The 13,980-nt window shown below is 65.4% G+C and carries 13 protein-coding genes, 2 tRNA genes and 1 pseudogene; 5 read left to right on the top strand and 11 right to left on the bottom strand.

The features are described 5' to 3' along the window. Positions 1 to 4 precede the first annotated feature (4 nt). The 4 genes from mobA to BKG60_RS08025 form a co-directional block, all read right to left on the bottom strand. Positions 5 to 628, bottom strand: coding sequence for a molybdenum cofactor guanylyltransferase (gene mobA / locus BKG60_RS08040; RefSeq protein ID WP_374242872.1), 624 nt, complete (start codon positions 626 to 628; stop codon positions 5 to 7). After that, entirely contained in the window at positions 600 to 1,685 is a 1,086-nt protein-coding gene (locus BKG60_RS08035; RefSeq protein ID WP_070189029.1) for a 2-oxoacid:ferredoxin oxidoreductase subunit beta, read from the bottom strand. The genes mobA and BKG60_RS08035 overlap by 29 nt, the downstream gene beginning before the upstream one ends. Then, positions 1,682 to 3,628, bottom strand: a complete 1,947-nt coding sequence (locus tag BKG60_RS08030) for a 2-oxoacid:acceptor oxidoreductase subunit alpha (RefSeq protein WP_075909489.1) — start codon at positions 3,626 to 3,628, stop codon at positions 1,682 to 1,684. The genes BKG60_RS08035 and BKG60_RS08030 overlap by 4 nt, the downstream gene beginning before the upstream one ends. Before the next feature lie 342 nt (positions 3,629 to 3,970). Then, the gene (locus BKG60_RS08025; RefSeq protein ID WP_075909488.1) at positions 3,971 to 4,819 is read right to left on the bottom strand and encodes a PfkB family carbohydrate kinase; all 849 of its coding nucleotides are present in this window, start codon (positions 4,817 to 4,819) and stop codon (positions 3,971 to 3,973) included. A 232-nt stretch (positions 4,820 to 5,051) separates the two neighbouring features. Here BKG60_RS08025 and BKG60_RS08020 point away from each other — a divergent pair, with 232 nt between their 5' ends. The 3 genes from BKG60_RS08020 to fdhD all read left to right on the top strand — a co-directional run bounded on the left by BKG60_RS08020 (position 5,052) and on the right by fdhD (position 8,440). Next, positions 5,052 to 5,237, top strand: coding sequence for a hypothetical protein (locus BKG60_RS08020; protein WP_131823355.1), 186 nt, complete (start codon positions 5,052 to 5,054; stop codon positions 5,235 to 5,237). 87 nt (positions 5,238 to 5,324) lie between these two features. Beyond that, complete coding sequence (locus BKG60_RS08015) at positions 5,325 to 7,616, top strand: FdhF/YdeP family oxidoreductase (protein ID WP_070943483.1); 2,292 nt, start codon at positions 5,325 to 5,327, stop codon at positions 7,614 to 7,616. After that, complete coding sequence (gene fdhD, locus BKG60_RS08010; protein ID WP_070943484.1) at positions 7,616 to 8,440, top strand: formate dehydrogenase accessory sulfurtransferase FdhD; 825 nt, start codon at positions 7,616 to 7,618, stop codon at positions 8,438 to 8,440. The genes BKG60_RS08015 and fdhD overlap by 1 nt, the downstream gene beginning before the upstream one ends. Positions 8,441 to 8,509: 69 nt before the next feature. Here fdhD and clpX read toward each other — a convergent pair whose 3' ends face one another. The 5 genes from clpX to BKG60_RS07985 all read right to left on the bottom strand — a co-directional run bounded on the left by clpX (position 8,510) and on the right by BKG60_RS07985 (position 13,059). Further along, entirely contained in the window at positions 8,510 to 9,790 is a 1,281-nt protein-coding gene (clpX, locus tag BKG60_RS08005; RefSeq protein ID WP_070189024.1) for an ATP-dependent Clp protease ATP-binding subunit ClpX, read from the bottom strand. 406 nt (positions 9,791 to 10,196) lie between these two features. Next, positions 10,197 to 10,844 (bottom strand): ATP-dependent CLP protease proteolytic subunit ClpP2, encoded by a 648-nt coding sequence (gene clpP2, locus BKG60_RS08000; protein ID WP_070189023.1) that lies wholly within the window; start codon positions 10,842 to 10,844, stop codon positions 10,197 to 10,199. Further along, positions 10,841 to 11,443: an ATP-dependent Clp protease proteolytic subunit gene (locus BKG60_RS07995; protein ID WP_070189022.1), complete on the bottom strand. Its 603-nt coding sequence runs from the start codon at positions 11,441 to 11,443 to the stop codon at positions 10,841 to 10,843. The genes clpP2 and BKG60_RS07995 overlap by 4 nt, the downstream gene beginning before the upstream one ends. A 106-nt stretch (positions 11,444 to 11,549) precedes the next feature. Then, complete coding sequence (gene tig / locus BKG60_RS07990) at positions 11,550 to 12,944, bottom strand: trigger factor (RefSeq protein WP_070189021.1); 1,395 nt, start codon at positions 12,942 to 12,944, stop codon at positions 11,550 to 11,552. Between the two features lie 41 nt (positions 12,945 to 12,985). Beyond that, positions 12,986 to 13,059: transfer RNA gene (locus BKG60_RS07985), tRNA-Pro, on the bottom strand. 127 nt (positions 13,060 to 13,186) lie between these two features. Between BKG60_RS07985 and BKG60_RS07980 the strand changes: the two genes are divergently transcribed. Then, positions 13,187 to 13,260 (top strand) — tRNA-Gly (locus BKG60_RS07980). A 28-nt stretch (positions 13,261 to 13,288) separates the two neighbouring features. Here BKG60_RS07980 and BKG60_RS32815 read toward each other — a convergent pair. Continuing rightward, positions 13,289 to 13,438 (bottom strand): Rv2253/PknI dimerization domain-containing protein, encoded by a 150-nt coding sequence (locus tag BKG60_RS32815; protein WP_479724687.1) that lies wholly within the window; start codon positions 13,436 to 13,438, stop codon positions 13,289 to 13,291. Positions 13,439 to 13,566: 128 nt separating this feature from the next. Here BKG60_RS32815 and BKG60_RS32385 point away from each other — a divergent pair, with 128 nt between their 5' ends. Then, positions 13,567 to 13,704: a hypothetical protein gene (locus BKG60_RS32385; RefSeq protein ID WP_234998595.1), complete on the top strand. Its 138-nt coding sequence runs from the start codon at positions 13,567 to 13,569 to the stop codon at positions 13,702 to 13,704. A gap of 129 nt (positions 13,705 to 13,833) precedes the next feature. Here BKG60_RS32385 and BKG60_RS32380 read toward each other — a convergent pair. After that, positions 13,834 to 13,884: pseudogene (locus BKG60_RS32380) on the bottom strand (hypothetical protein); the annotation flags it as partial. Between the last annotated feature and the right edge of the window lie 96 nt (positions 13,885 to 13,980).

Raw genomic sequence — 13,980 nt, 5'->3', positions numbered from 1 at the left:
TAGTTCACGCTCCGGCCAGATCGGCGGCGGTATTGACGTTGGTCAGTGCGCGCTGCGGTGCCATCACGATCCGTTGCGTATCCACGGACTCGGCCAACGCCCGCATGCTGCGCCGCCCGTCTCGCACCAGCTCGGCGATCTGGCCGGTGAGCGAACTGCGGTAGATCCCCGCCAGGTAGTGGTCCCTGCCGTCCCACGGCAGCACGATATCGGCAGGTAACCGCTCGGCACGGCTCGCCAGCGTGTCGATCAGGTCCGCCGACAGGTACGGCATGTCCACCGCGCACACGAAGGCGCGGTCCAACCCGGCCTCGGCGACGGCACGCAACCCGCGGCCGGTCGCCACCAGCGGCCCGACGCCGCGCACCTCGTCACGCAGTACCTCGGCGCCCAGTGCCGGCAGCGGCTGGCCAGGTGCCGCAATGACGAAAACCGGTGAACAGCGCGCACTTACCGCGGCCACCACGTGCTCCACCATCGTCGAGCCGTCGAACGGCAACGTCGCCTTGTCGCGCCCCATACGGCGCGAAGCCCCGCCCGCCAGAACTACCGCGGCGAGCGGGGCTGTGCTCAGATTCGGTTCGATCGGGTCGGCGCTACTAGTCCACTGTCCAGGTGTCTTTGCCACGCAGCAAGGATTGCAGAGCCGCGGTGTCATGGGGCCGTGATTCGATCGCCGTGTTGACCTGCTGGCGCGCGGCGTCGTCGTAGGTGGGTCGATTGACCTTGCGGAAGATGCCCATCACCATGTGGTCGAGGTTCTGCTCACTGAGCCGCGACAGTGCGAAAGCATAGGCAGGATCGTCGATCTCGGCGTTGTGCACCACGATGTCCTCGGCTGCGACGTCGGCGGTCTTGGCGACCTCCAAGCCGTACCCGGACTTGACCACGCAGTACTCGTCATCGGTGCCGAACTTGATCGGCTCCCCGTGGCTGACGTTGATCAGCCGCTCCTCGGCGCCTTCCTTGCGGAGCGCATCGAACGACCCGTCGTTGAAGATCGGGCAGTCCTGCATGATCTCCACCAGCGCGGCACCGCGGTGCTCTGCCGCGCCGCGCAGCACCTCGGAGAGGCCCTTGCGATCGGAGTCCAGAGCTCGGCCGACGAATGTGGCCTCGGCACCCAGCGCCAACGACACCGGGTTGAACGGGTAGTCCAGCGAGCCCATCGGAGTCGACTTGGTGACCTTGCCGACCTCGGAGGTTGGCGAGTACTGGCCCTTGGTGAGGCCGTAGATCCGGTTGTTGAACAGCAGGATCGTGATGTTGATGTTGCGGCGCAGAGCATGGATCAGGTGGTTGCCACCGATCGACAGCGAGTCCCCGTCACCGGTGACGACCCACACCGACAGATCGGGCCGGGCCAGCGCCAGGCCGGTGGCGATAGTCGGGGCGCGACCGTGGATCGAGTGGAAGCCGTAGGTCTCCAGGTAATACGGGAACCGGCTGGAGCAGCCGATACCGCTGATGAACGCGATGTTCTCGCGCTTCAGGCCGAGCTCCGGCAGGAAGTTGCGGATGGTGTTGAGGATGACGTAGTCACCGCAACCCGGGCACCAGCGAACCTCCTGGTCGCTGGTGAAATCCTTGCCTTTCTGCGGTTGGTCGGTGGTGGGCACCAGGGCGTTCTTGTTCAGGGGCGTCAGCCCCAGGTCGTGGTGCTCTGTGCCGATCAGGTCAGTCATGCGTTCGCTCCCACACCGCTCGCCTCAACCTCAATGGTGGCCGCCGCCAACCGGGCGAACTTCGCCTTGTCGTTTTCCTTCTCACCGAGCGTGCCGTCCAGGGCCGCGTCGATGATGCCCTCGACCTCGTCGGCGAGGAAGGCCATGCCCTCCACCTTGGTCACCGACTGGACGTCGACCAGGTACTTACCGCGCAGCAGCAGCGCCAACTGGCCGAGGTTCATCTCCGGCACCACCACCTTCGGATAGCGGCGCAGCACCTCCCCGAGGTTGGCCGGGAAGGGGTTGAGGTGGCGCAGATGGGTCTGGGCCACCTTGATGCCCTTGCGGCGGGCCCGTCGGCACGCCTCACCGATCGGCCCATAGCTGCTGCCCCAGCCCAGCATGAGTAGTTCGGCATCGCCGGTGGGGTCGTCGACCTCCAGGTCCGGCACCGTGATGCCGGTGATCTTCTCCTGACGCAGCCGCACCATGAGGTCGTGGTTCTTCGGCTCGTACGAGATGTTGCCCGAGCCGTTGGCGGCCTCGAGTCCACCGATCCGGTGCTCCAGCCCCGGGGTGCCGGGCACCGCGAACTGGCGGGCCAGGGTCTCGGGATCGCGCGCGTAAGGAGCGAACGGTTCGCCGGACTTGGCGAATTTGTGCTCAATCGGCGGATAAGTACTGATGTCGGGGATCTGCCAGGGCTCAGAGCCGTTGGCCACAGCTCCGTCGGACAGGATGATGACCGGGGTGTGGTAATCGACCGCGATGCGCGAGGCCTCCACGGCGATGTCGAAGCAATCCGACGGCGACTTCGGGGCCAGGATCGCGACCGGCGACTCGCCGTTGCGGCCGAACAGCGCCTGCAGCAGGTCGGCTTGCTCGGTCTTGGTCGGCAGACCTGTCGACGGGCCGCCACGCTGCACGTCGATGATGATCAGCGGCAGCTCGGTCATCACGGCCAGGCCGATGGCCTCGGACTTGAGCGAGACACCGGGGCCCGAGGTGCTGGTGACACCGAGCGCGCCGCCGTAGGACGCGCCGATGGCGGCGCCGATGCCGGCGATCTCGTCTTCGGCCTGGAACGTCAGCACGTTGAAGTTCTTGTGCTTCGACAGTTCGTGCAGGATGTCGGAGGCCGGGGTGATCGGGTAGGTACCCAGCACCACCTGGATCTGGGCCAGATGTCCGGCGGCCACGATTCCGTAGGCCAGCGCGGTGTTACCCGAGATCTGCCGGTATTCACCGGACTTCAGCTTGGCCGGCGACACCTCATAGGTCGTGGCGAATGCCTCGGTGGTCTCGCCGTAGTTCCAGCCGGCCTTCAGCGCCAGAACGTTGGCCTCGGCCACGTCGGGCTTGCGGGAGAACTTCTCCCGGATGAAGGCCTCGCTGTGCTCGAGTTCGCGGCCGTACATCCACGAGAGCAAGCCGAGGGCGAACATGTTCTTGGCGCGCTGGCCGTCCCTCTTCGTGGCCCCGATCGCCTCGACGGCGCCCAGGGTGAGCGTCGTCATCGCGACGGACGTCACCACGTAGTCGGACAACGTGTCATCCTCTAGCGGATTGCTGTCGTATCCGACCTTGGCGAGGTTGCGCTTGGTGAACTCATCGGAGTTGGCGATGATCAGGCCGCCGCGGGGCAGATCCGACACGTTGGCCTTGAGTGCGGCCGGGTTCATCGCGACGAGCACGTCGGGACGGTCACCGGCGGTAAGGATGTCGTAGTCGGCGATCTGGATCTGGAACGACGACACACCGGGCAGGGTGCCCTGTGGCGCGCGGATCTCGGCCGGGTAATTCGGCTGGGTCGCCAAGTCATTGCCGAACAGTGCTGCTTCAGAAGTGAAGCGGTCACCGGTCAGCTGCATACCGTCGCCGGAGTCGCCGGCGAAGCGGATGACGACCTTCTCGAGCTTCTGCCGCGGCGCGGCGCCATTGCCGTTGCCGTTCTCACCCACGGCTACCGCCTTTCACACGTTCTTTGACCACGTCTTTCCGGGCCGCTGTCACGTGACGCGCCGCCGGATCAAACGTCCACACGAATTTTGATGTCACTACCAGTACCGATTATTGCACTGCTCTTAGGCTGCACTTCACCGCGTCGCCCCCCGACACGCGGGTGGGTTCTCGACGAAGGTGCTGTTCGCGGGCGTGAAGAAGCCGGTTTTGAGACACAACTGTGGTTTTCGTCACGTTTAGGAGAATGTCATTCTCTAAGGAAAAGCTACCGACCGGTAGCTGTCCGCTAGCACCAGCAAGCAGCTTCTTGACACCTGTCGAGTTTAGCCGCCGACCTGCGGCTACCTCCGGTCGGGTGCTCCGGTGTGCAACCGCCTGTCCAGCTCCCCCGCCACCAGCTCACTGGCTGCCTCGGCGGCACGCCGCGGATCGTGGCCGACCGCGCGGTGTGCGACGTAGCAGGCGGTGAACATGTCGCCTGCCCCGGTGGTCTGGACATCCAGCACCCGCCACGCGGCCGGTACGCGTTCGACCGCACCTTCGACATAGATGTCACACCCCTCGGAGCCGTATGTCACCAGAATTTCCGCGACGCCGAGTCGCCGGGCGATCGAGGTGTCGAAAGGACCGTCGGCCACGATCACCGCCTCGTCCTCGGCCAGCTTGAGGATGTCGACATCGTCGAGCAGGTCGGCGGGAAAACGACGATCCTCGACCAATGGCCCCAAACGGTCCGCACGTACCAAACCCTGCCCGTCATAGGACACCCGATGACCACGCGCCGCCAGCGCGGCCAGGGTCTCGGCCGGGAAGTCAGTGCGGAGCAACGGGGCGAGGTGCACCCAGGTGGTCACCGGATCCGCCGCCTCGATGTCCTCGGCAGTCCACACCGGGCCGATCGCACGCACGCCCATGTGCCGATGGTCGGTGTCGTCGTAGTCGAGACTGAACGAACTCGTCCGTTCCGAGGGCAGGATCTGGAGCAACGACCCGAACCGTGTCCGCAGCCCGTCGAAAAGGGCGTGGTCGCGTTCGGCGCCCATCGCGATGATCTGGCCGGCCCCTCCGGCCGCCAGCAGTGCCACTCCGGCGAAGGACGCGCATCCTCCCGGGCTCGGCGGCGCCCCGTTGATGATGTCGATCGCGAGGTTGCCGAGCACGGTGACCCCAGGGACTACCTCTCGTGGCATGGATGAAGTGTCCCGGTCAGGGCGATCACCGCACGCCCCGACCCCGCGCAATTCCCCGGCCGTCCCAGAATTGTGATCCACATCACACACACCCGCACATGGAATGCCACGCGGCGGATCCGCATTCAAATCACATAGATAGCCAATGTTGTGACCAGGGGTCTCCGAGATGCGCATCGATTCGAGGACAAGACGGCTCCTCTGTGCCGCCGGCGTGGCAGCTGCCGCAGTCATGACAGTGCTGGGGCTCCAGGCCGCCCAGGCCGGCGACACCTCCCAGACGCCCGTGCCGGCGGCCGAACCCACCATGCACTTCGGCGAGACGGTGACTCAATCCGTGCCACCGTCAGCGCCCGGCACGCCTGCCGCCACACCCCCGGTCAAGGCCGAGCCGGCCCCGACCGCAGAGCCCGGCTGAGCCGGAATGCTCAGAGGTCGAGATGGGCGGTCACCAGCGCCCGCCAAGCGGCGGGGCGCGGCGGTTTTCGAGGACTAGATTGGGTTTATGACCAGCGCCAAGGACATCGATGCCGATTACGACGAGCACCACGTCATCAGCACCGGCGCCGAAGACCAGGCCGCCGGTGTCAAGGCAGTCCTGGTCAGCATGCAGCGCGGGTTCGAGCAGATGGGTCCGCTGCGCACCGCCGCTGCGTTGGCCAAACTCAACCAGCGCCACGGGTTCGACTGCCCGGGTTGCGCGTGGCCCGAGGAGCATGGTGGCCGCAAGCTGGCCGAGTTCTGCGAGAACGGCGCGAAGGCGGTCGCCGAGGAAGCCACCAAACGCGTGGTGACGCCCGAGTTCTTCGCCCGGCACACCATCGCCGAACTCGAGACCAAACCCGAATACTGGCTGTCCCAGCAGGGCCGGCTGACCCAGCCGATGATGCTCACTCCAGGCGAAGCACATTACTGGCCCATCGAGTGGGACGACGCCTACCGGTTGATCGCCGACCACCTCAATGCGCTCGCCTCCCCGGACGAGGCGCTGTTCTACACCTCGGGACGCACCAGCAACGAAGCGGCGTTCCTCTACCAGCTGATGGTCCGCAGCTTCGGCACCAACAACCTGCCGGACTGTTCGAACATGTGCCACGAATCCTCGGGCACCGCACTGACCGAGTCGATCGGCATCGGTAAAGGCTCGGTCACCGTCGAGGACGTCACCCAGGCGGATCTGATCCTGATCGCCGGGCAGAATCCCGGCACCAACCACCCGCGCATGCTGTCGGTGCTGGAGAAGGCAAAAGCCAACGGCGCCAAGATCGTTGCGATCAATCCCCTACCCGAGGCCGGCCTGATCCGGTTCAAGGACCCGCAGAAGGTGCATGGTGTGGTCGGACACGGAATCCCGATCGCAGACGAGTTCGTCCAGATCCGCCTCGGCGGGGACATGGCGCTGTTCGCCGGCCTGGGCCGGCTGCTGTTGGAAGCCGAGGACGCGGCCCCGGGCACGGTGTTGGACCGCGAGTTCATCGAGGCCCATTGCGCGGGCTTCGACGACTACGCCCGTCAGACGCGCGCAGTCGACCTGGCCACGGTGACCGAGGCCAGCGGTATCGACGAATCCCAGCTGCGCCGGGTCGCCGACATGCTGATCGCCTCGCAGCGCACGGTGATCTGCTGGGCGATGGGCCTGACCCAACACCACCACGCCGTGGCCACGATCGGCGAGGCCACCAACCTCCTGTTCATGCGCGGCATGATCGGCAAACCGGGAGCGGGCGTGTGCCCGGTGCGTGGGCACTCCAACGTGCAGGGCGACCGCACCATGGGCATCTGGGAGAAGATGCCGGAGAAGTTTCTCGATGCGCTCGACAACCGGTTCGGCATCGTCAGCCCCCGCAAGCACGGTTACGACACCGTCGATGCGATCCGCGCCATGCGCGACGGCCGCGCGAAGGTGTTCATCGGCATGGGTGGCAACTTCGTCTCGGCCACCCCTGATACCGAGGTGACCGAGGCTGGACTGCGCAGTTGCGCTCTGACCGTTCAGATTTCGACGAAGCTGAACCGCAGTCACCTGGTACACGGCCGCACCGCGCTCATCCTGCCCACGCTGGGCCGCACCGACAAGGATTTCCAGGCCGGCGGCAAACAGATGGTGTCTGTCGAGGATTCGATGTCGATGGTGCACCTGTCCCGTGGCAGCCTGACCCCACCGAGCGAGCACCTGCGCAGCGAGGTGGCGATCGTCTGCCAGCTTGCTCGGACACTACTGGGCCCAGACCATCCGGTGCCGTGGGAACAGTTCAACGCCGACTACGACCGCATCCGTGACGCCATCGCCGACGTGGTGCCCGGCTGCGAGGACTACAACCGCAAGGTGCGCCTGCCCGACGGGTTCCAGCTGCCGCACCCACCGCGTGATTCCCGCGAATTCCGCACCACCACAGGTAAAGCCAACTTCTCGGTCCAGCCGCTGGAATGGGTGCCGGTACCGCCGGGCCGGCTGGTGCTGCAGACGCTACGCAGCCATGATCAGTACAACACCACCATCTACGGCCTCGATGACCGCTACCGCGGCGTGAAGGGGGGTCGCCGGGTGGTGTTCATCAACCCCGCGGATCTCGACGCGTTGGGCTTGGCCGCCGGCGACCGGGTCGATCTCGTCTCGGAATTCGACGGGCAGGAGCGGCGCGCGAAGGACTTCCTGATCGTCGAGTACTCCACCCCGAAGGGCAACGCCGCGGCTTACTACCCGGAGACCAATCCGCTGGTGCCGCTTGATCACACGGCGAAGAAATCGAACACACCGGTGTCGAAGGCCGTCGTCATCCGGTTGGAGCGGGCCTAGTGGGCCGCGTCACCGCCCGCCGGCGCGCCCATCACCTGACCGGTGGCACCGCCGAGGCCCGCCCGGAAACTCTGGTGGTCGAGGAGCCGCTGGAGATCCGGGTCGACGGCACGCCGATCACCGTCACGATGCGGACCCCGGGCGCCGATATCGAACTGGCCCAAGGCTTTCTGCTGACCGAAGGACTGATCGCGCAACGTGAGGACCTGGTCACGGTGCGCTACTGCCGCGGCGCAGATGACGACGGGGTCAACACCTACAACGTCCTCGACGTGACCTTGGCCTCGCATGTCCCGAAGCCCGAAGTGGACGTGACCCGCAATTTCTACAGCACCTCGTCGTGCGGGGTATGTGGCAAGGCCTCGCTGGAAGCGGTGCGGTTGACCAGCAAGCACTGCCCCGGCGACGACCCGTCGACCGTTGCCGCCACTGTGCTCTCGGCGATGCCCGCGCAACTGCGGGATGCGCAAAAGGTCTTCAACAGCACCGGCGGCCTGCACGCCGCCGCGCTGTTCACCGTCGACGGCGACATGCTCGTGGTCCGGGAGGACATCGGTAGGCACAACGCCGTCGACAAGGTGATCGGCTGGGCGCTGGAGCACAACCGGATTCCGTCGACCGCCACGGTCCTTCTGGTCAGCGGCCGGGCCTCGTTCGAGCTCACCCAGAAGGCCGTGATGGCCGGCATTCCGATTCTGGCCGCGGTGTCGGCGCCGTCGTCGTTGGCGGTCGATCTGGCCAGTCAATCCGGCCTGACCCTGGTGGCCTTCTTGCGCGGCGACTCGATGAACATATACGCCCGTCCCGATCGGGTCACCAACTAACCGCCTAGCAGACACAAGACTGCCCCTTTTCGAGTGAAAAGGGGCAGTTTGCGTCTGCTCGCGAGGGGCTCAGGCGCTCTTGTCGCGGCGCTCCGAACGCGACGGCTTACGCGGCACGATGGTCGGCAGCACGTTGTCCTGCACGGTTTCCTTGGTGACGACCACCTTGGCGACGTCGTCACGGCTGGGGATGTCGTACATCACCGGCAGCAGGACTTCTTCCATGATGGCGCGCAGGCCACGGGCACCGGTGCCGCGGTGGATGGCCTGATCGGCGATCGCCTCCAACGCCTCGTCGGTGAACTCCAGCTCCACGCCGTCCATCTCGAACAGCCGGACGTACTGCTTGACCAGGGCATTCTTCGGCTCGGAGAGAATCTTGACCAAGGACTCCTTGTCCAGGTTGGTCACCGAGGCCACGACCGGCAGGCGGCCGATGAACTCGGGGATCAGACCGAACTTGATCAGGTCCTCGGGCATCACCTCGGCGAAGTGGTCCTGGGTGTCGATCTCGGCCTTGGACCGCACCTCGGCGCCGAAGCCCAGACCGCGCTTGCCGACCCGGTCGGAGACGATCTTCTCCAGGCCCGCGAACGCACCCGCCACGATGAACAGCACGTTGGTGGTGTCGATCTGGATGAATTCCTGGTGCGGATGCTTGCGGCCGCCCTGCGGCGGAACCGAGGCCTGCGTGCCTTCCAGGATCTTCAGCAGGGCCTGCTGCACGCCCTCACCGGAGACGTCGCGGGTGATCGACGGGTTCTCGCTCTTGCGGGCGATCTTGTCGACCTCGTCGATGTAGATGATGCCCGTCTCGGCACGCTTTACGTCGTAGTCGGCGGCCTGGATCAGCTTGAGCAGGATGTTCTCGACGTCCTCGCCCACGTAGCCGGCCTCGGTCAGCGCGGTGGCATCGGCGATGGCGAACGGCACGTTGAGCATCTTGGCCAGGGTCTGGGCCAGATAGGTCTTGCCGCAGCCGGTGGGGCCGAGCATCAGGATGTTGGACTTGGTCAGCTCAACCGGCTCAGTGCGGGAATCGCGTGACTTCTCCCCCGCCTGGATCCGCTTGTAGTGGTTGTAGACGGCCACTGCCAGCGTCCGTTTCGCGGTGTCCTGACCGATGACGTAACCCTCGAGGAAGTCCCGGATCTCCGCGGGTTTGGGCAGCTCGTCGAGCTTGACGTCGTCAGCGTCGGCGAGTTCCTCCTCGATGATCTCGTTGCACAGATCGATGCACTCGTCGCAGATGTACACGCCCGGGCCGGCAATGAGCTTTTTGACCTGCTTTTGACTCTTGCCGCAGAACGAGCACTTCAGCAGGTCACCGCCGTCTCCAATGCGCGCCATGTGGGGGGGTCCTACTTCCTGTTAGCAGTCTGTCGTTACGCCAGTTGCTGGGTCACCTCGGGCGTAAACCCGACGCTACCCGTTCGTTCCGTCGCGGTGCGACCGATAAGGCCGAATCGCTCCGGTGGTATTTGTTCATGTGCAGGAGAACATATCTCTCCTGGCGGCTCCGCACCCGTCGGCACGCTGACTGTGACCTTGGCGTGTCGTCGCGAAGCGAGGACGAATAGCCGAGCGAGGTGGTCGGTACGTGGCTTTCGCCGCGGTCGACGATACCGGGAGCACGGTCACGCCGACGCAGACGCAGGTCAGCGGGGTGACCGCCCTCCCTCTTGACGACACACGCCCCGCACCGGGGTTGCCGGGCAGGGCGTGTGTCATCGTGCGGAGGTTGCCGCTGGTGGCGCTAGCTGCTCTGCGCAGACAGCTTGCGGTATTCCAGGACCGTATCGATGATCCCGTAATCCTTGGCCTCTTCTGCGGTCAGGATCTTGTCGCGGTCGGTGTCCTTGCGGATGACCTCGGGATCCTTGCCGGTGTGGCGGGCCAGCGTGGTCTCCATCAGGGTGCGCATCCGCTCGATCTCGGCGGCCTGGATCTCCAGGTCAGAGAACTGGCCCTGGATCACCCCGGACAGCGACGGCTGATGGATCAGGACCCGGGCGTTCGGCAGGGCCAGGCGCTTGCCGGGGGTACCGGCGGCCAGCAGGACCGCGGCGGCCGAGGCGGCCTGCCCGAGGCACACCGTCTGGATGTCGGCGCGCACGTACTGCATGGTGTCGTAGATCGCCATCAGCGAGGTGAACGAGCCACCGGGCGAATTGATGTACATGGTGATGTCGCGGTCGGGATCCAGCGACTCCAGCACCAGCAACTGGGCCATGATGTCGTTGGCCGACGCGTCGTCCACCTGCACGCCGAGGAAGATGATGCGTTCCTCGAACAGCTTGTTGTACGGGTTGGATTCCTTGACGCCGAAGCTGCTGTGCTCGATGAACGACGGCAGGATGTAGCGAGCCTGCGGCTGAAGGCGGGGATCAGTGTGGTCGGTCATTTGTCTAGTCCTGCTCCCGGTCCGGTGCCGTTGACGTTGGCGCTGGTGATGATGTGGTCGACAAACCCGTATTCCAAGGCTTCCGGAGCGGTGAACCAGCGGTCGCGGTCGGAGTCGGCCTCGATACGCTCGATCGTCTGCCCGGTGAACTCCGCGTTGAGCCGGAACATTTCCTTCTTGATGACGTGGAACTGTTCGGCCTGGATGGCGATGTCCGCGGCGCTACCGGTGACCCCACCCAGGGGCTGGTGCATCAGGACCCGGGCGTGCGGCAGGGCGTAGCGCTTGCCCTTGGTGCCGGCAGCCAGCAGGAACTCACCCATCGAGGCCGCCATGCCCATCGCGTAGGTGGCGATGTCGCACGGGGCCAGCACCATCGTGTCGTAGATGGCCATACCGGCGCTGATCGAACCGCCCGGCGAGTTGATGTAAAGGTGGATGTCCTTGGTCGGATCCTCCGCCGAAAGCAACAGGATCTGCGCGCACAGCTTGTTGGCGATGTCGTCGTCCACTTGGGAACCCAGGAAAATGATCCGCTCGGCAAGCAAGCGCTCATAGACGGAGTCGACGAGGCTGAACCCGCTCCCGTTCGAACGCATGTCAGTCACGACTGGATACCTGCTTTCTCTCACGCGTTGGTACTGACGACACTAACGAAACTGACGAGCCACGCACTCCCGTACGGGGGCGCGTTCGCTCACAGCGTCATTCGGCGGCGTCGGTGTCAGTTTCGGCGGACTCGTCAGCCTGCTCGCCTTCGGCCCCGGCCTCGGCAGCCTCGGCAGGACCGAAGAACTCCGTGGTGTCGATCACGGTGCCGTCGGTGTCGGTCACGGTCGCGGCATGCACCACGGCGGCGATCGTCAGACCGCGACGCACGTCGGCGAACATGGCCGGCAGCTGGTTGTTCTGCTGCAGGATCTGGATCAGCTGCTGCGGCTCGATCCCGTACTGACGCGACATCAGCACGAGGCGCTCGGTGAGATCGTTCTGGCCGACCTGGATGTCGAGCTTGTCGGCGACAGCGTCCATCAAAAGCTGGGTCTTGACGGCTTTTTCGGCGTTCGACTTGTTCTCGGCGTCGAATTCTTCACGGCTGCTGCCCTGTTCGGTCAACTGCTCGGCGAACTTGTCCTCGTCGTGGTCGAGGCTGTGGATCGCGTTGTGCAGCGTGTCGTCAATCTGGGCCTGAACGATCTTCTCCGGCAACGGAACTTCGGTCTGCTCCAGCAGCGCCTCGATCGCCTTGTCGCGGATCTGCTCGGCCTGCTGCACGCTCTTGACCCGGCGCACCTGGTCGGTCAGGCTCTCCTTGAGCTCGTCGATGGTGTCGAATTCGCTTGCCAGCTGGGCGAAGTCGTCATCGGCCTCGGGCAGCTCGCGCTCCTTGACCGATTTCACGGTCACCGTCACCTCGGCGTCCTTGCCGGCGTGCTCGCCCGCGGCCAGCTTGGTGGTGAAGACCTTGGACTCGCCGGCCTTGAGGCCGGTGATCGCCTCGTCGAGGCCCTCGATCAGCTGACCGGAACCGACCTCGTGCGACAGGCCCTCGGTAGCGGCCTCGGGCACCTCGGTGCCGTCGACGGTGGCCGACAGGTCGATCGAGACGAAGTCGCCTTCCTGCGCGCCACGGTCGACGCCGGTCAGGGTGCCGAAACGGGCCCGCAGCGACTGCAGCTCGGCATCGACGGCCTCGTCATCGACCTCGATCGGATCGACGGTGATCTTGAGCGCGTCGAACTCGGGCAGGGTGATCTCGGGGCGCACGTCGACCTCGGCAGTGAACGCCAGCTCCTGGCCGTCCTCCAGCTTGGTCACCTCGATCTCAGGCTGACCAAGCGGCTTGACGTCAGAGGCCGTGACGGCCTCGCTGTAGCGGCTCGGCAGCGCGTCGTTGACGACCTGCTCCAGCACGGCGCCGCGGCCGATGCGGGCCTCCAGCAACTTGCGCGGGGCCTTGCCCGGGCGGAAGCCGGGCAGACGGACCTGCTGGGCCAGCGCCTTGAAGGCGCGATCGAAATCGGGTTCAAGCTCGGTGAAGGGCACCTCCACATTGATGCGCACCCGGGTGGGGCTCAACTGCTCGACCGTGCTCTTCACTGTTCTGTGCTCCTAGGTAGTTCTTCGTACTCGCGGGCGAGTCGGGGTGACAGGATTTGAACCTGCGGCCTTCCGCTCCCAAAGCGGATGCGCTACCAAGCTGCGCTACACCCCGTGGTGGTGATCGATCCCGCTGCGGTAAAACCCACGAACGGACCACGCGAGATACTACGTGGTCACAGCACGGAGCATTCAATTGGCTTTGATCGGGGGCACACCGGTACAGTGCTGGTGCTGCACATGCGGGCGTAGCTCAATGGTAGAGCCCTAGTCTTCCAAACTAGCTACGCGGGTTCGATTCCCGTCGCCCGCTCCAAAAACCGCCCTCACGGGCGGTTTTTTGTTTATCGGGTGCCCTGGTGCCCGTCCAACGGTCGGTCGACGGGCGTCAGCGAGATCGGCAAACGATGGGTGCCCGGCCCCTCTCCCGGGCACCCTGCTCCCCCGATGACGAGGGTGCGCTCGCCGAAGAAGCTGCCGTCGGGGTTCGGGATCCAGTAATCCGACCGCCGCGCCAGTACCGCGCTGCCGGGGTACCCCGACCTCTTGCTCGACTACCGGCAGTGGTGAGGCCAGCACCTCGACGACGAAGCTGGCGTAGAACTGGCCATCGGGTTCGGCGATGATCGTGACCGACGATGGTGTGCTGGGCAGATCCCGTGACCAGCGCACCCGCACCTCGCCGACCTTGGCCACAAACAGCCGGTTGTTGGCGCGGATCGAGAAGCCGTTGCGGGTGAGCCGAAACGACTGCCGGTGATCCTTGCGTGATTTGAACCTGGGACGACCGACCCGCCGGCCCTTGCGTTTCCCGCTGCCCGAGTCGAAGAAGTTGCGCCACGCGCAGCGCGTCGTTGAACACCACCCGAGCGCACCCGAACACCCGCGCCAACACCTGTTGCTGGGCCAGTGTCGGTTCGATGCGATACCGATAACGCATCTGCATACCGCAACCGTAGAGATGCCCACTGACAACAACGACCTATCGCCGCACCCGCCACAGCGTGTCGCTGCTGCACGCCCACCTGGTGTTCGT

The organism is Mycobacterium syngnathidarum (assembly GCF_001942625.1).
GTDB lineage: Bacteria > Actinomycetota > Actinomycetes > Mycobacteriales > Mycobacteriaceae > Mycobacterium > Mycobacterium syngnathidarum.
The sequence above is the reverse complement of the archived record's forward strand: the minus strand, read 5'-3'. Positions and strand labels throughout refer to the sequence as shown.

Coding starts and splice junctions, on each gene's coding strand:
- BKG60_RS08035 (WP_070189029.1), bottom strand. CDS start 1,685: ATGACTGACCTGATCGGCACAGAGCACCACGACCTGGGGCTGACGCCC.
- BKG60_RS08025 (WP_075909488.1), bottom strand. CDS start 4,819: ATGCCACGAGAGGTAGTCCCTGGGGTCACCGTGCTCGGCAACCTCGCG.
- BKG60_RS08020 (WP_131823355.1), top strand. CDS start 5,052: ATGACAGTGCTGGGGCTCCAGGCCGCCCAGGCCGGCGACACCTCCCAG.
- BKG60_RS08015 (WP_070943483.1), top strand. CDS start 5,325: ATGACCAGCGCCAAGGACATCGATGCCGATTACGACGAGCACCACGTC.
- clpX (WP_070189024.1), bottom strand. CDS start 9,790: ATGGCGCGCATTGGAGACGGCGGTGACCTGCTGAAGTGCTCGTTCTGC.
- clpP2 (WP_070189023.1), bottom strand. CDS start 10,844: ATGACCGACCACACTGATCCCCGCCTTCAGCCGCAGGCTCGCTACATC.
- BKG60_RS07995 (WP_070189022.1), bottom strand. CDS start 11,443: ATGCGTTCGAACGGGAGCGGGTTCAGCCTCGTCGACTCCGTCTATGAG.
- BKG60_RS32385 (WP_234998595.1), top strand. CDS start 13,567: ATGATCGTGACCGACGATGGTGTGCTGGGCAGATCCCGTGACCAGCGC.